Here is a 21,148-nt window from a genome sequence, read left to right as displayed (position 1 = left end):
TCAGAGGACCTTTCCGGTCGTGGGGGAGGAGGCGGCCGAGCCGTCGCCGTCGCCGTCGCCGTCCGGCCCGGTCGCGGGCTCGGTCTCCGGCTCGGGGCGGCGCAGCAGGGCGATGGAACCGGACACCGTGGTCGCCTTGAGCGCACCCCGGCCGGCGCCCAGGGTGCCGGTGATCGACCGGGTGCCCCATGTGCCGCCGACCCGCAGGTCGTCGAACGCGCTCGACACCGAGCCGCTGGTGGTGGTCGCCTGGACCCGGGCGTCCGCGGGGTGCGGCAGCCGGATCGCGATCTCGCCGGAGACACTGGCCAGCCGGATGTCGGCGGGCGGCCCGTCGAGGCCGGCCGCCGGGTCGAGGTCGATCACCATGTCCCCGCTGACCGTCTCGGCCTTCACGGCCGACCCCGCGCCGTCGATCACCGTGAGGTCGCCGGTCACCGAGTTGACGTGGAGGGCGCCCGTGACCGACTGCGCCTCCAGGTTCCCGGAGACGGTCTCGGCGCGCACCGGGCCGCGCAGGCCGACCAGCGTGGTGTCCCCGGTGACGCCGCGCACCGCCGTGCGTCCTCTGACGCCGGAGATCACGGTCTCGGCGCCGACCGCGCCGACCTCGACCTCGGCACCGGCCGGCACGGCCACGGAGACCACGACCCGGCGCCGGTGGCCCTTGGGGTCGAGCCACTTGAGGAGGCCCTTCCAGTGCAGGTCCTCGTAGGTCACGACCAGCGTGGAGCCCTCCTGCGTGACGATCAGCGGCGGGCCCTCGATCTCCGAGACCTCCACCCGCGCGGAACTCTCGTCGGTGCCCACCACGTTCACCGCTCCGTTGACCACACGGACCTGGAGCCGCTTGACGGGGTCGGTCAGCGGGATCTTGCGAGGCTCGGTGACGGACCACTCTGTCATGGTGCTGCCCTCCCGTGTCACGGTCACGACGTCGACGACGACGCAACATATCGCGTCTTCCGATAGACACGATATATCGCGGTACGGTCAAGTCAACCCTGACTCACCCCTGACAGGGGTCGCGGCATCGGCGCTCTGGGGCATTCACCGCTGAAAGCGGACAATTGCCCTACGTTGGGGGCATGACTGCGACATCGGGAACCCGCTCCGCCGGAGCGCTGCTGCTCTGCCGTGCCGAGCCCCCGGCGGTCCGCCCGCCGGCCCAGCTGCTCCGCGAACAGCTCCTCCTCGCGCCCGCGGGACCCGACTGGAGCGTGCTCGTCCCGGAGGGGAAACCCTGGCTCGACGACGGCGAACCCGTCGAACGGGTCGTCACCGGCTGGGCCACCGCCCTCGCCGTCGGCGCCGCCACCTGGCCGGTTCTCGCACTGTGGTGGGACGCGGACCGCGCCGGACTCACCCTCGCCGCCGGCTTCCGCCGCACCGTCGGCTACACCTGGCTCGCCGACGGCACCCCGGTCGGCGAGGACGAGGCCATGCGGACCTTCGCCGAGCGCCTCGCGCTCGACCCCGTGCTCGACGTCCAGGCTCTGGAACCGCTCACCCGGCCCGACCCGGACGCCGACGCCCACGCCCGGCTCGTGGGGCTCACCGCCGTCCTCGCCCGCAGCGGACTCGCCCTGCCCACCGGCCTCACGCCCGGCGACAGCGCCGACCGGCTGCGCGCCGCCGCCCGCGCCCAGGGCGCCGAACACCTCGAATGGTCCGGCTGGCGGGACGCCGTACGCGCCGAGCTCGGCGCCGTCCAGGACACCCGCATCGGCCCGTATCTGCGCGGCCCCCGCGCCCGCCTCCTCGCCGCCGCCCAGCTCGCGGCCGGGCTGCCGCTGCTCGCCTGGGGGATCGGCCGGCGCAGTGGCGGCTGGACGACGGCCGGCGCGCTGCTCGTCGCCCACGGGGTCGCAGGGCTCGCCTACGACCGCTTGTGCGACCGCCTCGACGACCGCCTGCGCGAAGTGACCTGACGGCTCTGCCGGTGCCTACTCGTCGTCGTCCTCGTCGTCGAGCCGCGCCAGCCAGGTCGCGAGGCGCTCGACCGGCACCTCGAAGTCGGGATTCAGGTCGACGAACGTGCGCAGCTGCTCGGCGAGCCACTCGAAGGTGACCTCCTCCTCGCCGCGCCGCTTCTCCAGTTCCTCGATGCCACGGTCGGTGAAGTACATGCGATCAGAATAGGCCGTGGTCAGCGAAGCCGACCGCGTCCCCTGTTCCTCTCACGTCCCACGGACTAGCCTCTTTCATCATCGTTTCGGGGAGCGGGGGCCGCTGTGACGGATGGGATCGCTCGGATTCGGCTGGACGACGGCACGCCCGTGTGGGCCCGGGTCAGCGCGGCGGAGGAGCTGCGCCGGGGCGGCGGGTTCCAGGACACCGGGATCGGGGACCGGATCGGCGACCGGGTGGTCTCCATGGCCGGCGGGCTGACGGACGTGGTGCGAGGGGTGGTCGGCTCGCTGCGCGCCGGACTCGACCCGGAGGGCTCGGTCGAGGTCGCGGTCAGCTTCGGCATCGAGCTCTCCGCGCAGGCGGGCAAGGTGATCGGAGTGCTCGCCGACGGCGGCGGCAAGGCCTCGATCAACGTGTCCCTGACCTGGACGGAACCCGGCCGCCCCGCCGAGGACGGCGCCACGCGCGCGGAGGAGGCCGCCCCGGCCCCCGCCGACCGGGCCGCCCCCGCCGACCAGACCGCGCCCGCACCCCGGCCCGCTCCCGTACCCGCACCCGTACCCCCCATGCCTCCGGCGCCGCCGACCCTGCCCTCGCCCGCAGCCTCCCCGGAGAACGGCCCTGGCGCCGTATGAGCGCCTTCGACGCTCTCGTGCGCCCCGCACTCGTGCGCATCGCCGCTCCCGGCGACGGGTATGACCCGCACGGCGACCCGTTCTGGGGCACGGGATTCTTCATCGCCCCCGGCTGGGTGCTGACCTGTGCCCACGTCGTGGCCAAAGGGGGGAGCGCGGTGTGGCGAGAGGAACCCGCCGTCGGCATCACCTGGGAGGGCGGCCGGACCACCGGCCAGGTGGTGCTGGCCAGGCCGCGCCCCGCCACGCCCGAGGACGAGCTCGACTTCTGGGAGTTCCCGGACCTCGCGCTCGTCCGCGTCGAGGGCGCCGAGGACGCCGCCTGCGTACGGCTCAGCGAGCGCCCGCCCACCACCCCCACCCAGGTCAGCCTGCACGGCTGGGCCCGGCAGACCGGGGAGGTCGGCGTCCGGGACGTCCTCGGCACGGCGTACGGCTTCGAGGCCGGCGCCCTGCTCCTCAAATGGGGCGTCCCCGTCGAGGGCTGCTCCGGCGGCCCGGTCGTCGACCTCACCAGGGGCGCCGTCATCGGCGTCAACAAGGGCCGCGGCCAGGACGAGGGGGCCGCCGTCCCGCTCACCTCGCTGCGCGAGCTCCATGACGTGCCCGGCGGCCAGGTCCTCCACGAGGTGCTGCGCGCCCACGACCGCCACCACCTCGCCCGCCACCGTTCGCTCCGCCCCGGACGCCGCACCTGGACCGACGCCCAGATGTCGCTGTGGCCGGCCACGGCCCGCGGGGTCAGCCCCGCCCGGCGCACGCATCTGTACGGGCGCTTCGCCGAACTCCCCTCGCCCACCGTGCCCGGCGATGTGATGGGCCTCGTCGACGCGGTCAAGCGCCGGGTCCTCCATCCCGATTACCAGGCCGTCCTGGAGGCCCGCGCCCACACCTGGCGCGACGGTGTGGGCCTGCTCCACGAACTGCACACGAGCGAGCGGGAGGACGGGCGGGGCAGTACCGACCTCGGACTCGACGCCGTGCTCCTCTACGCGGCGCACGTCGTCCGCCACCTCACCGAGCGCTACGGGGCCGAGGCCGCCCCCGGCAGCCCGACGGCCGTCGGGCTGCGGAGCCTGGTCGACTGGATCACCGACGAGTCCGGCGACGCCCACGCGGCCGTGCGCGAGGAGATCGCCGCCCTGCTCGACCCCGCGCCCCCGGACCCCGCCGCCCCCGCCACGGCGGCCGGGCCGCGCGCCGACGTGCGGATCGAGATCGACCCCGTGCCTTGGGTCACCGGCGCCCCGCGCTACACCTGGCGCGTGATGCTGCTCTTCGACGGCCGCACCATGACCCCGCTGGCCGGCCACGACGAGGGACTGCTCCGGGACCGGCTCCAGGACAGCCTGCGCGGCCCGCTCGACGAGGCCCTGGGCCACGGGGACAGCGGCGACCACCTCGCCGCGGTCGAATTCGTGGTGCCGCGCGAGCTGTTCGACGTGCCCTTCGACACCTGGCGGCTCGCGCCCGAGGACGAACCCTTCGGCGAGCGCTCCCTGCCGCTCGGCCAGCGGCGCACCGTCGTCCTCCGCGACCGCCGGCGCAGCCGTCGCCGGCCGTCGCCGGAGTGGCACCGGCGCTGGCGGGGCAGCGAGGGCGGTCCGCTGCGGGCCGTGCCGCTGCGCGCCGAGGTGCTCGCCGCGGGCGCCGAGGCGCACGCCCCGCACCTGCGCAAGGAGAGCCAGACGGCGTCGTACGAGCGCCTGGACGGGGCTCCGGACGGCAGTGTGCCGATCTTCTGCGGCCCGGTCGGCACGGGCGACGGGCGGCGCGCGATGGACGCCGCGCTGGCCGCCGGGCACCCGGTCGCGCTGTGGCGGCACGCGGCCCGCGAGCACGGCGACTGCCCCGAGTTCCACAAGGGCGCCGGGGTGCTGCTCGCGGGCGCGGGCGCCGCCGAAGGACTGCACCGGCCCGTGCGCACCCTGCGCCGACGCGTGGGCGACACCGAGGCCGACCCCCGGGAGTGGGCCGAGCACGCCTGGGCCGAGGGCCTGGCCGTCCTGTACGACCCGCCCGACCGCCCGCCCTTCGAGGCCCCTTTGGAGGGCCCGTCGCTGCTCGGCGAGGAGGAGCGGTGACCCGTACGGGACGGGATGGGGGAACGGTCAGGGGCCGGGCGGGAGTCCTGGCGGGGGTCCGGACGGTTGTCCGAGAGGGAGTCCGTGCGAGTCCGTCCGGCACCGGGCGGACTCGACCCGCCCGCGACGGGGCAGGTTGGACGGGGCAGGCGCCCGGAGTCCGGGCACGGGGAGGGCGGATGCGGACGGCCTTCGGCCGTCCGGGTCAACTCCCGCTCGACGGGGCCGGATTGGCCGGAGACGGACCGGAGGTCCGAGCGGTACGGTCGACGGGGGTCGGCACAGGCATCGCAGCCAGGAGGGGTAAGGCGTGAACGATTGGCGGATCTACCGTGGGGCCGGCCATCCGCACGACGAGATACGGCGGCTCCCCGCGCCGCCCCCGTGGCGGGACTTCTCCGCGGGCGGCGCCGACGACACCCTGGCCGGTTCCGACCGGCGGCTCGGCGTGCGCCGGCGGCTCGTGCAGAACCACCACCCCCGGCCCGCCGAGACCGACGCCGTCAACGCCGCGCTCTACCTGCGCCGTCCGCTGCTCGTCACCGGCAACCCCGGCACCGGCAAGTCCACCCTCGCGCACGCCGTCGCCCACGAGCTGGGCCTCGGACGGGTCCTGCGGTGGCCGATCGTCAGCCGTTCGACGCTCCAGGACGGCCTCTACCGCTACGACGCGATCGGCCGCCTCCAGGACGTGCAGCTGGAGCGCGCCCGCGCCGAGGCCCGTACCGCCGAGGAAGCGGAGGAGGGCGCCGGGGACGGCGGTGCCGCGAGCGCGGCCGGCATCGGCTCGTACCTGCGGCTCGGGCCGCTCGGCACCGCGCTGCTGCCCTCCGAGCTGCCCCGGGTGCTGCTCATCGACGAGCTCGACAAGAGCGACCTCGACCTGCCCAACGACCTCCTGAACGCCCTGGAGGAGGGCGAGTTCGCGATCCCCGAGCTGGAGCGGCTCGCCGACCGCGAACCGGTGGTGCGGGTGCTCACCGACGACGGACGCAAGGTGCCCGTGCAGGGAGGACGGATCCGCTGCACCACCTTCCCGTTCATCGTGCTCACCTCCAACGGCGAACGGGACTTCCCCGCCGCCCTGTTGCGCCGCTGCATCCGCCTGGAGCTGGAGGCGCCCGGCGAGGAGCAGCTCAACGCCATGATCGAGGCCCACCTCGGGGCGGACGCCGTGACCGCCGAACCCGGTCTCGTCGCCCGCTTCCTGCACCGGGAGCCGGGCGAGGTCATCGCCACCGACCAGCTGCTCAACGCCCTCTATCTGACCCAGCACGCCCCCCGCGCCGAGCGGGTGACGCGGGACCGCATCGCGGACATGCTCATGCAGCCGCTCGATCAGCCGAGGTGATGGCCGGATGCACCGGATGCATCTGGAGGAGCTCACCCGCAGACTCCGGGCCGGCGGGCAGGACCCGACGGCCGAGGAGATCGCGGACGCCGTCTGGCTCGCCCAGTGGCTGCCTCGCGCCGACCCGGCGGGGCGGGCCGGGGACCCACCGCCGGGCCCGCCGGGCCCGCCGGGCACCGACGAGGACCGTCGGGATCCGGCCAACGGCGCGACCGGTGCCACCGGCGTCAGTGGCACACCCGCCACCGGCGCCCCGTCGGACCCTGACGCCCCGGATGCCCCGGACGCCTCGGGCGCACCACCCGGCCGGCCGGCCGAGACCGTCGACCTGTTGATGCCGAAGGACGGCGGCGGACCCGGTGGGGAGCTCGGCGGACTCGCCCAGCGGGCCCGGGGCGGCGGTGCCGCCCTGCCGGTCCGAGCCCCCGGAGCCAACGCCCTGCCCGGCCTCCTCGGCCTGCAGAAGGCGCTCCGGCCGCTGCGCCACTACGCCGCCCGACTGCCCGCCCGCCCCGGCGGGCAGCGCCTCGACGAGGAGGCCACCGCCGAGCGCAGCGCCGCCTCCGGGATCCTCACCCCCGTGCTGCGCCCCGCCGCCGGCCAGCGCCCCGACATCCAGCTGCTCATGGACACCGGGCCCGCCATGGTCGTCTGGACCCGGATGGTCGAGGAACTGCGCCAGGCCTGCCAGCAGTCCGGTGCCTTCCGTGACGTCCGGGTGCACCGCCTGCACGACACCGGCGAGGGCCCGCCGCTCGTCACCACCACCAGCGGACCCGACGGCCGTCCCCGGCTCCGGCCCGGTGACCAGCTGCACGACCCCACCGGGCGCCGCCTCACCCTCGTCGTCTCCGACTGCGTCGGCCCGCTCTGGCAGCGCGGCGCCGCCCAGAAGCTCATCCACCAGTGGCCCCGGCACTCCCCGCTCGCCCTCGTCCAGCCACTGCCGCCCCGGCTGTGGCCGCGCACCGCGCTGCCCGTCGAACCCGGCACCCTGGAACGCCCGGCCGGTCCCGGCGGGCACGTCCGCTTCGAACCCGACGAGCCGGACTGGGACCCCGTCGCCGCCGACCTGCGGGCCGTGCCCGTGCTCACCCCGACCCCCGAGGCCTTCGCCTCCTGGGCGCGGCTGCTCACGGGGCACGGCGGGGGAGCGGTACGCGGCTGGGCCGCCCGCATCGGCCCCGTACCGGCCGGATCCGCACGTCCGGCCGACCCGTCGCTGCCCGGAACGGCCGCCGCCCGGCGCGGCGACGACGAACTCCTGCGCGCCTTCCGGGCCGGGGCCTCGCCCGGGGCGGTCCGGCTCGCCGTGCACCTCGCCGCCGCCCCGCTCGCGCTGCCCGTGATGCAGCTCGTGCAGCGCGCCATGCTCCCCGACACCGGCCCCATGGAGCTCGCCGAGGTGCTGCTCAGCGGCCTGTTACGACGGCTGCCCGGCCCCACCCCGTACCCCTGCTTCAGCTATCCGCCGGCCGTGCAGGACCACCTCCTCGGCTCGCTCGACCGGGGCGCCGCCGCGCTCGTCCTCAAACACTGCTCCGAGTTCGTCGAACGGCACTTCGGGCAGGGCATGCGCAACTTCCCCGCCCTCGCCGCCGCCCGGCTCGCCGGGCAGGGCACCGACGAGGAACCGGCCACGCCCGGCGGCGCCGCCACCGTGCCGGCGGAGGACGACGAACCGCAGGCGGGCGCCGCCTCCGAGCTCTTCGCCCGCATCCCCGCGCGCGTGCTGCGCTTCTACCACCCCGATCTCGTCACCCCCGAACCGCTCGCCGCCGCCCGCCGGCTGCTCGACCGGTGGCGCGGCCAGTCCGACCCCTCGCTCCTCGCCGCCGCCCGCGAGCTCGCCGAGACCGCGCTCGGCGCCGACGGGCCGCCCGCCCGCCCCGAGGACCTCGCCGGGGCCCGTCTGGTGCTCGGCCAGGTGCTGTACGCGCAGGCCGGCACCGCGGCCGTACGGGACCGGGGACAGCGCCGGGAACTGCTCGACCGGGCCCTGGCCGAGCTCGTACGGGCCGGGGAGCTCGCCGCACCCGGCGGCCCGGACTGGGCCGAGGCCCGGCTCGAACAGGCCGCCGTCCAGCACGCGCTGTGGCGGCACACCGACGAGACCGGCCGGCTCGACGAGGCCCTCGCCGCGCTCGCCGGAGACCCTGCCGACTGGCCGGAGAGCCACCGGCACGCCCTGCGCGTACGGCGCGGCCGGCTGCACCTCGCCCGCACCGAAGGCGCCGAGGCCGCCGCCGAGTTCACCGCGGCGCTCGATCTGCGGGCCACCGGCCCGGTCCTGCTCGACCTGGCCGACGCCCTGCTCCTCGCCGCCGCCCCGCCCGCGCGCGTCGCCGACGCCCTCGACCGCGCCGAGCCCCTGCTCGGCGACTCCTCCGCGCTCCTGCTGCGCTGGACCACCACGCGGGCCCGGCTCCACGAGACCACCGGCGACGGCCCGGCCGCCGACGAGGCCTACGAGCGCGCCACCCTGCTCACCCCCGCCGAGGGCGAACAGCGCGGCCGACTCCTCCTCACCTGGGGCGAGTCCCTGCTGCGCCGGGCCGCCGCCGGCACCGGCACGGCCCCCGTCGACCGCGCCGAGTCCGTGCTCCGCGAAGCCCTCACCTGCCTGCCCGCCACCGCCGGTGTCCGCTTCCGGGCCATCGTCCTCATCGGCAGCGTCCTCGCGCTGCGCTTCGACCGCGCGGGCTTCCTGCCCGACCTCTTCGAGAGCCGCCACCTCCTCGACCAGGCCGTCCGCACCGCCCAGGGCCCGGCCGCCCGCGCCGAGGTGCTGCTCCAACTCGCCTGGGTCCGGCTCCACCTGAGCGAGGCCGCCCGCGACGGGCACCTCGCCGACGCCCTCACCGCCTACCAGCGCGCGGCCGAGGACACCCGCACCGCCCACGGCACGAACCCGGGCACGGTGACCCTGGCCCGGGCCCTGCACGGCCAGGGCACGGTCCTCCTCCTGATGGACCGCCTGGCGGCCGCCACGGCCGCGCTGCGCGCCGCCGCCGAGCAGTGGCGGCGCCTCGACGGGGCGCTCGTGGCCCTGGACTGGGGGGACGTGGAGCGGACACGGGCGCTGCTCGCGGCGATGACGGCGAACCCGCGCCCGCGGCCGGACCGGCTCTCCAGGGAGGAGCGGAAGCAACTCGCGCCACCCTGGTGGCCCTGGCGGGAGGCGGAGGCGTAGGCCGAGCGGAATCGGAACGGCTTGATGACGGGGGCGCGCGTGGGGGCAGTTGAGTCGAACGGGTTTCTGGGTTTGCGAGGTCGGGAAGAACCGCTCCGCCGCTACGACCGTGGGGGACATGGCCGTGTCTTGTGGATCTTGCCGGGCTCCCGACGCCCGGCAAGATCCACAAGGCACGGCCAAGGGCCGGTGAGGAGGAGCCGAGGGTGTTGGAGCACACGCAGTGGCAGACCGGCACCGCCCGGGATCCCGGACCGCCTCCGCCCCTGCCCGATCTCGCCGCCCTCGACCTGCACACCCTTCGGGTCGTGGACCATCCCGCTCTGGTGGCCGAGGCCGAGCGGGTGCTCGGCCGGCTGCCCGACCTCGGCGAGTCCTGGGTCAGTGAGGGCAACCCCTGAAACCTCGCGCCCCCACCGGCGCTTTTCGGCCGGATTTCCGCACCGGCCGCCCGCCGGTGGAGCGGGCGCGTGCTGACGACCGGCCTCCTGACCGAGGCCCAGTTCGCCGAACTGGCCAGGACGGGCCCGGCCGTCCTGGGCATGTCGACGCTCCGTACGGGGCTGCGCGGGCACCGGCTGCTGCTGCTCAAGGCCCTGCTGATCCGCGTCCGGCGCGAGCACGACCTCGTCGACCCGGCGGTGCTCGACCGCTTCGAGAACGCCTGGCGGCTGCTCGAACGGGCCGAACGCGCCCGGCCGGTCGTGGCGCGGGAGGTCCTCGACTACCCCACCACCGGGGCGTGGCTCGCCGCCGCCCTCGGCGCCGAGGGCGGAGCCGAGCTGGATCATCGTCTCGGCCGGCTCGAATCCATAGCCGTCACCGCGGCCCTGCGGGCCGGCTGCCCCCTCGACCTGACTGCCGTCGCCCCCGGGGGAACCCTGTCGCTGACCGGCGTCGGGCGCTGCCACATCGGCGCGGAGCTGGTACGGATCAGGTCGCACGGCCGGGTGGTGCGCATCGTTCCGGAGGGCGCCCGTGCCACCCGGGGCCTGCTCCTCGCCCGCCCCGGACGCGGCGGGCTCACCGGGCTCGGCCCCGGCTGGGCGGCGCTGCGGACACTCCCCGGCACCGTGGCCCTGCTCGACGACCTGGACCCCTATCGAGTGCCGCCCGGCGGTGTGGGCGCGCCGCCCCGGGCCGCGGCCGACCGCGCCGCCGTCGATTCCGACGCCTGGCACGAGCGCTGGCGCGTCGCCCACCGACTGCTGCACCGGATCGACCCGGTCCGCGCCGGTGAGGTGCGCCGCTCCGTACGGGCCGTCGTCCCGCTCGCCGCCGCCGAGGGCCCCGGTGCCGTGCCGATGAGCGCCACCCTCCGGGCCGCCCCGGGCGCCGTGCTCGCCTCGCTGCCCGTCAGTCCCCGGGCGATGGCCGAGACCCTCGTGCACGAGGTGCACCACAGCAAGCTGGCCGCCCTGCACGAGCTCGTACCCCTGCACCGGCGGGGAAGGGCCTCCGTGCACCGGGTCGGCTGGCGCACGGACCCCCGGCCCATCGCGGGGGTCTACCAGGGTGTCTACGCGCACCTCGCCCTCACCGACCTGTGGCGGCGGGCGATCGTCGCCGACGGTGCACCGAGGGCGTGGCGGACGCGCGCGGAACACCGGTTCGAGCGCTTCCACATTCAGGTGGGCGGCGCACTGGAGATCCTGCTTGAATCGGATGAACTGACCATCGCAGGACGGGAGTTCGCCCGACACATGCAGAGGCATCATGCGAGCCTCGGCAGAGTGCGCGGACCCCTTGGGTAACACTGTGTCGCAGGAATGTGACACGCCGTGGCGCGTGAGCGGATAGGGAGACACGATGGCGGAACAAGGGCGGGCCGGCGCCGCGACCGGACCGGAACACGTCCTGGTGGTCTTTCCGGGCTATCACCGCCCCTGGGCCACCTGGATCGCGCAGCGGCTCGACCTGCAGGGCGTCCGGAACACCCTGCAGCGCTGGGACCCGCCGCGCGAGGTGCCCCTGGAGGACTCCCTCGGCGACCTGCTGCTCGCTCGCGGACAGGTCCTTCTCGTCCTGAACGACTGGTTCTTCGAGCTCGGTCCCCGCCCGGCCGGCGAGTGGAACGACGTGTTGCGCGGTTTCGTCGCGGCCCAGGCCGACCGGTTCGCCGCCGTCAACCTGACCAACCGGCCCCTGCTGCCCGCCACCGCCGTTCTCGAACCCGTCAGCCTCTGGGGGGTCGGCGAGGAGGAGGCCGAGGCCCGGCTGCTCAGCCGGCTCGGCATCGGACAGCGCCGGACCGCCGCCCGCCGCGTCGGGCCCGGCTCGCTGGTCCGTTACCCCGACACGCCCCCCGAGATCTGGGGCGAGGTACCGCGCCGCAACCCCCGGTTCACCGGCCGCGACGATCTGCTGACCGAACTGCAGGAACGGCTCATGGACGCCGAACGGGGCAACGCCGCCTGCACCCTGCTCGGCATGTCCGGCATCGGCAAGACCCAGATCGCCGCCGAGTACGCGCACCGCTTCAGCCCCGACTACGACGTGGTCTGGTGGGTCAGCTCCGACGACCGCAACGTCCAGCGCGACCGCTTCGGCGAACTCGCCGCCTCCCTCGGCCTCGCCACCGGAAACGAGCCCGGCGAACGCATCCGAGCCGTCCGCGAGGCCCTGCGGCGCGGCGACCCGCAGGCCAAGTGGCTGGTGATCTTCGACGGCTGGGACGACACCGACGGCGCCGAGATCATGCTGCCGCACGGCCCCGGCCACGTCCTGATCACCTCGCGCAACCGGGCCTGGGGCGAGCACACCGACATCCTCCAGGTGCCCAGCTTCGACCGGGCCGAGTCCACCGGTTACCTGATGCGCCGCGCCCCGCACATCTCCGCGGTCGAGGCCGACGAGGTCGCCGCCGAGTTCGGCGACGTGCCCCTGCCGCTCGTCCAGGCCGCCGCCTGGCTCGGCGAGTCCCGCATGGAGGTGCCGGAGTACCTGCGCATGGTGCGGGAGGGCCGGCTCTCCACCGTCGACGAGGGCGCGGCCACCCACGGCTACCCGCACGCCTCCCTCACCTCCTGGGCCATACTGATCAACAGGCTGAGGCGCACCCAGCCGCAGGCCGTCGAGATCCTCAGCCTGTGCGCCTCCTTCGCCCCCGGGCGCATCCCCCTCGGCATCATCCGCGCCTATCCGCAGGCCGAACTTCCCGAGGACCTGCGGTGGATGACCACCGACCTGCCCACCTGGAGCCGGGCCCTGGACACCCTGGTCAACTACTCGGTCATCACCCGGGAGATGCGCGGCCCCACCACGGAGACCGGCCCCCACCAGGAGTCCGTGCACATGCACCGGCTCGTCCACGACATCGTCGCCCGGCTCACCGACGGCCCCCACCGGGACGCCCACCGCAAGGCCGTGCGCACCCTGCTCGCCGAGGCCGACCCCGGCAACCCCATGGACAGCCGCCACTGGCCCCGCTACGCCGAGCTGCTGCCCCACCTGGAACCCTCGGGCGCGCTCACCAGCCGCAACCCCCGCATCCAGAACGCCGTCCTCAACTGCCTGCGCTACTGCTACCGCAGCGGTGAGTTCAAGGCCGGGGCGAGGCTGGCCGAGAAGATCCGGGCCAGCTGGAGCGGCTTCATGGACCCGCTCGCCCAGCCGATGCTCGACCTCACCACCCAGGAAGGCAACGTCCTTCGCGCCAGCGGCCGGTTCCGCGAGGCCCACCAGCTGGACCACGCGCTGCGACAGCGGCTCGGCGAGGCCACCCCCGTCAACGACCTCGGCGTCATGCTCTGCGACGGCGCCCTCGCCAGCGACCTGCGCCACCTCGGGCAGTACGCCGACGCCGAGACCCTGCAGCGCGAGGTCCTCGACGAGGCCCGGCGACTGCTCGGCGACACCGACTTCGTCAGCCTCGTCGCCCGCTTCAACCTCGGCCTCGGACTCCGGCTCCTCGGCCGCTACCAGGAGGCGTACGAACTCGACATCGAGACCCTGGCCACCCGCGAGACCGTCCTGCGGCCCCGGCACGCCAACACCCTCAACTCCGGCATCGCCTGCGCCCAGGACCTGCGGCTCCTCGGCCGCTACCGGGACGCCCTGGCCCGCCAGGAGTCCAATCTGCGGATGCACGTACAGGTCCTCGGACCGCTGCACCCGCAGACCCTCAAGGCCCGGGCCCAGCTCACCCTCTGCCGGCGTCGCGAAGGCGGCTTCCAGCAGGACATCGGCGCCATGATGGCGAGCACCCTCGACCAGCTGGAACAGGTCCACGGGCGCGGCCACTACGTGACGCTGGCCTTCATCAACGACTACGGCAGCTTCCTGCGCGAGCACGGCGACCTGACCAAGGCCACCGAGCTGATCACCGAGGCCGAGGCCGGCTACCGCGCCCTCCTCGGCCCCGCCCACCCCTTCGCCACCGGCATGCTCAGCAGCACCGGGCTCGTCATGCAGGCGGCCGGAGACCGCGCCGACGCCCTCGCCATGCTGGAGGCGGCCCTCGCCGGGCTCACCGCCTCCCTCGGCCCGGACCACCCCTGGGTGCTCGGCTGCGCTCTCAACGCGGGCGCCGCACGGAACTTCAACGGCAGGGTCGCCGACGCCGCGGAACTCAGCCGGGACGCCCTGCGCCGGGCCCGGCACACCCTGGGCAACGACCACCCGCTCACCCTGTCCTGCCAGATCGCGCTCGCCACCGATCTGCGGGGCCTGCGGGAGACCGAGGAGGCGGGCAAGCTGGAGGAGGACGCCCTGCTGACCCTCACCCGGACCCTGGGCGCCCAGCACCCGCACACCCTGTCCGCCCGCCAGCGCATCCGCCCCTACTGGGACTTCGAGGCCTACTTCTAGTCCCTCGTGGAACGCCGGAGCCGGGAACGCCGGAGGCCCGGCACCCCCTCTCGGGGTGCCGGGCCTCCGTACGTACGACCGCTCCGTACGCCTCGGATCAGGCGTCGAAGACCTCCGCGACCAGCTGCGCCTGCTCCGCCTGGTGGCGCTTGGCGGAGCCGACCGCCGGGGACGAGGAGTGCGGGCGGGAGATCCGGCGCAGACGCTCGCCCGCCGGGATGTCCGCGCCGACCGCCAGGTCGAGGTGGTCGATCAGGTTGAGCGCGATGAACGGCCAGGCACCCTGGTTCGCCGGCTCCTCCTGGGCCCACAGGTACTTCTCGGCGTTCGGGTACTTCGCGATCTCGGCCTGCAGCTCGGCACCCGCCAGCGGGTACAGGCGCTCCAGACGGATGATCGCGGTGTCCGTGACGCCGCGCTTCTGGCGCTCGGCCTCCAGGTCGTAGTAGACCTTGCCGGCGCAGAAGACGACCTTGCGGACGTCGGCCGCGTTCACCGAGTCGTCGCCGATCACCGGGCGGAAGCCGCCGGTGGTGAACTCCTCCACCTTCGACGCCGCGGCCTTCAGACGCAGCATCGACTTCGGGGTGAAGACGATGAGCGGCTTGTGGTGCGGGTTGTGGACCTGCCAGCGCAGCAGGTGGAAGTAGTTCGACGGCAGCGTCGGCATGGCGACCGTCATGTTGTCCTGGGCGCACATCTGGAGGAAGCGCTCCGGGCGCGCGGACGAGTGGTCCGGGCCCTGGCCCTCGTAGCCGTGCGGCAGGAGCAGCGTGACGCCGGAGGTCTGACCCCACTTCTGCTCGGCCGAGGAGATGAACTCGTCGACGACGGTCTGCGCGCCGTTGACGAAGTCACCGAACTGGGCCTCCCAGACGACCAGGGAGTCCGGGCGGGCCAGCGAGTAGCCGTACTCGAAGCCCATCGCCGCGTACTCGCTGAGCAGCGAGTCGTAGACGTTGAAGTGGGCCTGCTCGTCGGTCAGGTAGAGCAGCGGCGTGTAGTCCTCGCCGGTCTCCTGGTCGACCAGCACCGCGTGACGCTGGCCGAAGGTGCCGCGGCGGGAGTCCTGGCCGGACAGCCGGACCGGGGTGCCCTCCATCAGCAGGGAGCCGATGGCGAGGGTCTCGCCGAAGCCCCAGTCGATGGTGCCGTCGTCGATCGAGGCCGCGCGGCGCTGCAGCTGCGGCAGCAGACGCGGGTGGACCGTGACCCGCTCCGGGATGTTGACCTGCGACTCCGCGATCCGCTTCACGACCTCCTGGGAGACCGCGGTGGTCACGGCGACCGGGAACTGCGGCTTCGCGTCCGGGACCTGCGCCTGGGCCGGCGCCGAGGTGGCCTCGCGGACCTCCGCGAACACCTTCTCCAGCTGGCCCTGGAAGTCCTGGAGGGCCTGCTCGGCCTCTTCCAGGGTGATGTCGCCGCGACCGATCAGCGACTCGGTGTAGAGCTTGCGCACCGAACGCTTCTTGTCGATCAGGGTGTACATCTGCGGGTTGGTGAACTGCGGGTTGTCGCCCTCGTTGTGACCGCGGCGGCGGTAGCAGATGAGGTCGATCACGACGTCCTTGTTGAACGTCTGGCGGAACTCGAAGGCGAGCCGCGCGACGCGGACGCAGGCCTCCGGGTCGTCGCCGTTCACGTGGAAGATCGGCGCCTCGATCATGCGGGCCACGTCCGTCGCGTACATCGAGGAACGCGAGGACTCGGGGGCCGCGGTGAAGCCGACCTGGTTGTTGATGACGATGTGGACCGTGCCGCCGGTGCGGTAGCCGCGCAGCTGCGACATGTTCAGCGTCTCGGCCACGACGCCCTGGCCCGCGAAGGCCGCGTCGCCGTGCAGGGCGACCGGCAGGACGGTGAAGTCCGTGCCGCCCTTGTTGATGACGTCCTGCTTGGCGCGGGAGACACCCTCCAGGACCGGGTCGACCGCCTCCAGGTGGGAGGGGTTGGCGACCAGCGAGACCTTGATCTGCTCGCCGTCGAGACCGGTGAAGGTGCCCTCGGCGCCCAGGTGGTACTTCACGTCGCCGGAGCCGTGCATCGACTTCGGGTCGAGGTTGCCCTCGAACTCGCGGAAGATCTGCGCGTACGACTTGCCGACGATGTTCGCGAGGACGTTCAGGCGGCCGCGGTGGGCCATGCCGATGACGACCTCGTCGAGGCGGGACTCGGCCGCCGAGTCGATGACCGCGTCGAGCAGCGGGATGACGGACTCGCCGCCCTCCAGCGAGAAGCGCTTCTGGCCGACGTACTTGGTCTGCAGGAAGGTCTCGAAGGCCTCCGCCGCGTTCAGCCGGCGCAGGATGCGCAGCTGCTCCTCGCGCTCCACACGCGCGTGGGGACGCTCGACGCGGTCCTGGATCCACTTGCGCTGCTTCGGGTCCTGGATGTGCATGAACTCGATGCCGGTGGTGCGGCAGTACGAGTCGCGGAGCACGCCGAGGATGTCGCGGAGCTTCATCATCGACTTGCCGGCGAAGCCGCCGACCGCGAACTCGCGCTCCAGGTCCCACAGGGTGAGGCCGTGCTCGGTGATGTCCAGGTCGGGGTGCTTGCGCTGCTTGTACTCCAGCGGGTCGGTGTCGGCCATGACGTGGCCGCGGACCCGGTAGGAGTGGATCAGCTCGAAGACCCGCGCCGCCTTGGTGACGTCGTCGTCGTGCGAGGCGTCGATGTCCTTGAGCCAGCGGACCGGCTCGTAGGGGATGCGCAGCGACTTGAAGACGTCGTCGTAGAAGCCCTCCTCGCCGAGCAGGAGGTTGGCGACGATGCGCAGGAACTCGCCGGAGGCCGCGCCCTGGATGACCCGGTGGTCGTAGGTCGAGGTCAGGGTCATGACCTTGGAGATGCCCAGCTTGTTCAGGGTGTCCTGGGAGGTGCCCTGGAACTCGGCCGGGTAGTCCATGGAGCCGACGCCCATGATGACCGACTGTCCGGGCATCAGACGCGGCACGGAGTGGACGGTGCCGAGGCCGCCGGGGTTGGTCAGGGAGACCGTGACGCCGGAGAAGTCGTCCATGGTCAGCTTGCCGACGCGGGCGCGCTTGACGATGTCCTCGTAGGCCTGCCAGAACTCGAAGAAGTTCAGGGTCTCGGCCTTCTTGATGCCGGCGACGACGAGCTGGCGGTCGCCGTTCGGCTTCACCAGGTCGATCGCCAGACCGAAGTTCACGTGCTCCGGCTTGACCAGGGTCGGCTTGCCGTCCTTCTCCGCGAAGGAGTGGTTCATGGACGGCATGGCCTTGATCGCCTGCACCATCGCGTAGCCGATCAGGTGCGTGAAGGAGATCTTCCCGCCCCGGGCGCGCTTCAGGTGGTTGTTGATGACGATCCGGTTGTCGAAGAGCAGCTTCACCGGGACGGCGCGGACGGACGTGGCCGTCGGCATCTCCAGCGAGAGGTTCATGTTCTTCGCGACGGCGGCGGCCGGGCCGCGGAGCGTGATCAGCTCGGGGCCGGCGGGCGCATCGGTGGCGGGGGCCGCGGCGGGCTTCGCCGGGGCGGCCTTCGCGGGGGCCGGAGCGGCCGGGGCGGCCTTCACCGGAGCCGGAGCGGCGGCGGCGGGCCTGGCCGCGGCGGGGGCGGCCGGCGCGGGCACGGAGGCCGGAGCGGCGGGCGCGGCAGGTGCGGCCTGTGCGGGGCCCGCCTGCGGCGCGGCGGGCGCGCTCGGAGTGGTGGCGGCCGGGGCGGCGGGGGTCTCCGCGCCACCGGGCTTGTAGTCGGCGAAGAAGTCCCACCAGGCACGATCGACCGAATTCGGGTCCTGGAGGTACTGCTGGTAGATCTCGTCGACGAGCCACTCATTGGCACCGAAGGCGGCGGCGGGGGACTTCCCCTGCCCGTCCTGGTCGGTCGGGGAGCTCGGGGTACTGGGGGACTGAGACGACACGGCGGCAACCGCCCTCTTCCGCTTCACAAGGTGATGGACAGCGGAAATAAAGGCTACGCCTCCCTGGCCTGGAGGTGCAGGCCGGGCACTCCAACGTCGCGCAAGTCACACTTGACGGGGTGTTTCGCCGCTGTGAATGGCGGGAAACAAGCGTGGTTCCGGTCCTGTGAGGGTACGGAGAACCGCGGCTGCGGCCCCCTTGGACCGCACCCCTGACCGGTCCCGCGCGTCACCTGTACGAATCCCGCACGGGGCAGTCGTACATGTACACGCAGAACGAGAGCTTCCGGTTCGGACCCTACGTCAATCCCGGGCGGGAAGGCTGCCCGGAAGAGTGAGCTGAATGCGGCAGCCGCGTGACGATTCGGCCACTCCGATGTGACCGCCGTGCAGATCCACCGCCCAGCGCGCGATGGCCAGGCCGAGACCGGTCCCGCCGTCGCTGCCCGGGCCCTGCTGCGCGGGGACCGCGCCCCGGTTGAAGCGCTCGAAGACCTTGTGCCGCTCCGACTCCGGAATCCCGGGGCCCTCGTCCTCGACCTCGAGCACCACCGACTGGGGACACAGCCCGCGCCGTGCCCGTACGGTCACGCGCCCGTGCGGCGGGGAGTGCTTCACGGCGTTGTCGATCAGGTTGGCCATCACCTGGTGCAGCCGCTCCGCGTCCGCGTGCGCGGTCAGCTCGGGCGGGGAGACGTCCAGGTGCAGATGCACGTCGGTGCGGCGGTGCAGGCCGGAGGTGGAGGACAGGCCGCGCTGGGAGGCGGCGAGATTGGCCTCGCGCAGCACCCCGGACAGATACGGCCACACCTCGAAGCGGGTGCGCCGGAGCGTGACGACACCGTTGTCGAGTCGTGACAGGTCGAGCAGCGTCTCCACGAGCCGGCCGAGCCGCTCGGTCTGCTTCAGGGCCGTCCGCATGGTCTCCGGGTCGGCCGCGGAGACGCCGTCCACGACGTTCTCCAGAAGCGCCCGCAGGGCGGCGATGGGGGTGCGCAGCTCGTGCGAGACATTGGCCACCAGCTCCTTGCGGTGCCGGTCCACGGCCTCCAGGTCGTCCGCCATGCGGTTGATCGTGGAGGCGAGGTCGCCCAGCTCGTCGCGGCGGTCCGCGCCCCGCACCCGGCGGCTGAAGTCGCCGCGCGAGATCGAGCCGGCGACATGGTTCATCTCGTCCAGCGGCGCGGTCAGCGACTGCGCCACGAACTGGGTGATCAGCAGGGTCGCGATCATCGCGAAGATCGTGATGTAGCGGAACTCGGTCGAGGTGCGGATCGCCACCAGGGCGAGGCCCGAGGTCAGCAGGACCGCCCCGACGACCAGGGCGCCCAGCTTGGTCTTGATCGAGATCGCTATCCGGTGCCGTTGCCGGCGCCGCGCGAGTGGCCCCCGGGGGCCGCTCGGTGGCTCGGGTGCCGCCGGTTCCTCCGGCCTCTCGGGCCTCTCTGGTCCCTCCGGCCCCCTGGGCCCCCGCCGGCTCACGGCGCCGGGGTCTCCAGGGCGTAACCGACGCCATGGACCGTACGGATCCGCTCGGCGCCGATCTTCCGGCGCAGCGCCTTGATGTGGGAGTCCACGGTCCGGGTGCCGGAGGCGTCCGCCCAGTCCCACACCTCGGCGAGCAGCTGCTCGCGGGAGAGCACCGCGCGCGGGGTGTTCGCCAGGCAGACCAGCAGGTCGAACTCGGTGGGCGTCAGATGCACGTCCTCCGCGCGGACCCGGACCCGGCGCTGCGCGTGGTCGATCTCCAGCTCGCCGAGCCGCAGGATCCCGCTGCGCGGGGTGACGGCGGCGAGCGCGGCCCGCTCCACCCGGCGCAGCAGTACGTGCACCCGGGCGGCCAGCTCACGCATGGAGAACGGCTTCGTCATGTAGTCGTCGGCGCCGACGCCCAGGCCGACCAGCATGTCCGTCTCGTCGTCCCGCGCGGTGAGCATCAGGACCGGGACGGGGCGCTGGGCCTGCACCCGGCGGCACACCTCCAGGCCGTCGAAGCCCGGCAGCATCACGTCGAGCACCATCAGGTCCGGCTGCCACGCCTCGGCGGCGTCCACGGCGGCCGGGCCGTCGGTCGCGGTCTGCACCAGGAAGCCCTCGGCCCGCAGCCGGGCGGAGATCGCCTCCACGATCGTGGCGTCGTCCTCCACGACGAGAACTCTGCGCTGGGCTCCCGGAGTCGTCGCCGCACCGTGGTTCGTGGTGTGTGTCTGCTCCATTGCCCCGCCTCGCGTCGCCAACATCGGTGCAGCAGCCTAGAGGCAGCGGCGGCGTCAAGGCTACGCAGTCGATCCGGCGGGCCGGACGGCGAGGTGGACCACGTCGGGGACGCCCCGGGCAACGGGGATCTCTTCCGTCCGTACCCCGCTGAATCCGGCATTCCGCAACGACTCTTCGAAATCGGCGGAGGGCTGCGCCGACCACACGGCGAGGATTCCGCCCGGCTTCAGGCGGGCCGCGCAGGCGGCCAAACCCTCGGCGGAGTAAAGGGATTCGTTGTCCTCGGTGACCGTCCAGTCCGGCCCGTTGTCGATGTCCAGGCAGAGCGCGTCGTACGTGTCCGGGGAGGTGCGGACGTACTCGACCAGATCCGTGTGCAGGATCACGGTGCGCGGATCGGTGAGCGCCGGACCGGACACGGCGGCCAGCGGGCCCCGGCGGTGCCAGTCGATGATCGCCTCCTCGCGCTCGGCGACGGCGATCCGTCCCCAGCGCGGATCGGCGGCGGCGTGCGCCAGCGAGAAACCGACGCCGAGACCGCCGATCAGGACGGCGGCGCCCGGCCGCCGGTCCTCCGGCAGCGCGTCCATCGCCGCGTCGACGAGCAGCCGCTCCGAGCGCCCGTCGGAGGTGTCCATCAGGAAGGTGCCGTTGGCGATGATCTCGTAGTGGGTGCGGTCCTCGGCGTGCTCGGCGTCCCGGCGCCGCAGGACGACCTCTCCGTACGGGCCCTCGCGGCGGTCGAGGGTGACGGGGCTGGTCATGCTCACTCCCTGGCTCGATGCGTACGTGTCCGTCCGGCCATCCTCCGAAAGCGGGGCGGCCGGGACA

The 21,148-nt window shown here is 73.7% G+C and carries 14 protein-coding genes; 8 read left to right on the top strand and 6 right to left on the bottom strand.

Going from position 1 to position 21,148, the window contains the following annotated elements:
- The gene (locus AB0M18_RS04655; protein WP_365755332.1) at positions 1–906 is read right to left on the bottom strand and encodes a DUF4097 family beta strand repeat-containing protein; all 906 of its coding nucleotides are present in this window, start codon (positions 904–906) and stop codon (positions 1–3) included.
- 182 nt (positions 907–1,088) lie between these two features.
- On the opposite strand from AB0M18_RS04655, the gene AB0M18_RS04650 reads away from it, so the two are divergent.
- The gene (locus AB0M18_RS04650) at positions 1,089–1,931 is read left to right on the top strand and encodes a hypothetical protein (RefSeq protein ID WP_365755331.1); all 843 of its coding nucleotides are present in this window, start codon (positions 1,089–1,091) and stop codon (positions 1,929–1,931) included.
- 15 nt (positions 1,932–1,946) lie between these two features.
- Here the strand turns inward: AB0M18_RS04650 and AB0M18_RS04645 are convergent, their stop codons facing one another.
- The gene (locus AB0M18_RS04645) at positions 1,947–2,129 is read right to left on the bottom strand and encodes a DUF6104 family protein (RefSeq protein WP_019075209.1); all 183 of its coding nucleotides are present in this window, start codon (positions 2,127–2,129) and stop codon (positions 1,947–1,949) included.
- 105 nt (positions 2,130–2,234) lie between these two features.
- Between AB0M18_RS04645 and AB0M18_RS04640 the strand changes: the two genes are divergently transcribed.
- The 7 genes from AB0M18_RS04640 (at position 2,235) to fxsT (ending at position 14,205) form a co-directional block, all read left to right on the top strand.
- On the top strand, positions 2,235–2,768 hold the full coding sequence (locus AB0M18_RS04640) for a CU044_2847 family protein (RefSeq protein ID WP_365755330.1): 534 nt from the start codon (positions 2,235–2,237) through the stop codon (positions 2,766–2,768).
- Positions 2,765–4,852 carry a trypsin-like peptidase domain-containing protein gene (locus tag AB0M18_RS04635; protein WP_365755329.1) on the top strand — a complete coding sequence of 696 codons (2,088 nt, stop codon included), beginning with the start codon at positions 2,765–2,767 and terminating at the stop codon, positions 4,850–4,852. The genes AB0M18_RS04640 and AB0M18_RS04635 overlap by 4 nt, the downstream gene beginning before the upstream one ends.
- A 310-nt stretch (positions 4,853–5,162) precedes the next feature.
- Positions 5,163–6,203, top strand: coding sequence for a MoxR family ATPase (locus AB0M18_RS04630; protein WP_365755328.1), 1,041 nt, complete (start codon positions 5,163–5,165; stop codon positions 6,201–6,203).
- 7 nt (positions 6,204–6,210) lie between these two features.
- On the top strand, positions 6,211–9,396 hold the full coding sequence (locus tag AB0M18_RS04625) for an SAV_2336 N-terminal domain-related protein (protein ID WP_365755327.1): 3,186 nt from the start codon (positions 6,211–6,213) through the stop codon (positions 9,394–9,396).
- A gap of 206 nt (positions 9,397–9,602) precedes the next feature.
- A complete protein-coding gene (locus AB0M18_RS04620; RefSeq protein ID WP_365755326.1) occupies positions 9,603–9,797 on the top strand; it encodes an FXSXX-COOH protein in 195 nt (64 codons plus the stop codon).
- A gap of 69 nt (positions 9,798–9,866) precedes the next feature.
- Positions 9,867–11,150, top strand: a complete 1,284-nt coding sequence (locus AB0M18_RS04615; RefSeq protein ID WP_365755325.1) for an HEXXH motif-containing putative peptide modification protein — start codon at positions 9,867–9,869, stop codon at positions 11,148–11,150.
- A gap of 55 nt (positions 11,151–11,205) precedes the next feature.
- Complete coding sequence (gene fxsT, locus AB0M18_RS04610; RefSeq protein ID WP_365755324.1) at positions 11,206–14,205, top strand: FxSxx-COOH system tetratricopeptide repeat protein; 3,000 nt, start codon at positions 11,206–11,208, stop codon at positions 14,203–14,205.
- 97 nt (positions 14,206–14,302) lie between these two features.
- On the opposite strand, the gene AB0M18_RS04605 is transcribed toward fxsT, so the two are convergent.
- The 4 genes from AB0M18_RS04605 to AB0M18_RS04590 all read right to left on the bottom strand — a co-directional run bounded on the left by AB0M18_RS04605 (position 14,303) and on the right by AB0M18_RS04590 (position 21,081).
- Complete coding sequence (locus AB0M18_RS04605) at positions 14,303–18,100, bottom strand: multifunctional oxoglutarate decarboxylase/oxoglutarate dehydrogenase thiamine pyrophosphate-binding subunit/dihydrolipoyllysine-residue succinyltransferase subunit (protein WP_365755323.1); 3,798 nt, start codon at positions 18,098–18,100, stop codon at positions 14,303–14,305.
- Between the two features lie 303 nt (positions 18,101–18,403).
- The gene (locus tag AB0M18_RS04600) at positions 18,404–19,456 is read right to left on the bottom strand and encodes an ATP-binding protein (protein WP_365755492.1); all 1,053 of its coding nucleotides are present in this window, start codon (positions 19,454–19,456) and stop codon (positions 18,404–18,406) included.
- A 122-nt stretch (positions 19,457–19,578) separates the two neighbouring features.
- Positions 19,579–20,316, bottom strand: coding sequence for a response regulator transcription factor (locus AB0M18_RS04595; protein ID WP_265866529.1), 738 nt, complete (start codon positions 20,314–20,316; stop codon positions 19,579–19,581).
- A gap of 60 nt (positions 20,317–20,376) precedes the next feature.
- Positions 20,377–21,081, bottom strand: a complete 705-nt coding sequence (locus AB0M18_RS04590; RefSeq protein WP_365755322.1) for a spermidine synthase — start codon at positions 21,079–21,081, stop codon at positions 20,377–20,379.
- Positions 21,082–21,148 lie beyond the last annotated feature (67 nt).

The organism is Streptomyces sp. NPDC051909, assembly GCF_040681095.1.
Classification (GTDB): Bacteria; Actinomycetota; Actinomycetes; order Streptomycetales; family Streptomycetaceae; genus Streptomyces.
Note: the sequence above shows the minus strand (reverse complement) of the source record. Positions and strands in the feature narration are given on the sequence as shown.

Bases quoted from the DNA above. Each gene is read 5' to 3' on its own strand.
- fxsT (WP_365755324.1), top strand. From the start codon at position 11,206: ATGGCGGAACAAGGGCGGGCCGGCGCCGCGACCGGACCGGAACACGTC.
- AB0M18_RS04595 (WP_265866529.1), bottom strand. From the start codon at position 20,316: ATGGAGCAGACACACACCACGAACCACGGTGCGGCGACGACTCCGGGA.
- AB0M18_RS04645 (WP_019075209.1), bottom strand. From the start codon at position 2,129: ATGTACTTCACCGACCGTGGCATCGAGGAACTGGAGAAGCGGCGCGGC.
- AB0M18_RS04655 (WP_365755332.1), bottom strand. From the start codon at position 906: ATGACAGAGTGGTCCGTCACCGAGCCTCGCAAGATCCCGCTGACCGAC.
- AB0M18_RS04625 (WP_365755327.1), top strand. From the start codon at position 6,211: ATGCACCGGATGCATCTGGAGGAGCTCACCCGCAGACTCCGGGCCGGC.
- AB0M18_RS04590 (WP_365755322.1), bottom strand. From the start codon at position 21,081: ATGACCAGCCCCGTCACCCTCGACCGCCGCGAGGGCCCGTACGGAGAG.
- AB0M18_RS04650 (WP_365755331.1), top strand. From the start codon at position 1,089: ATGACTGCGACATCGGGAACCCGCTCCGCCGGAGCGCTGCTGCTCTGC.
- AB0M18_RS04635 (WP_365755329.1), top strand. From the start codon at position 2,765: ATGAGCGCCTTCGACGCTCTCGTGCGCCCCGCACTCGTGCGCATCGCC.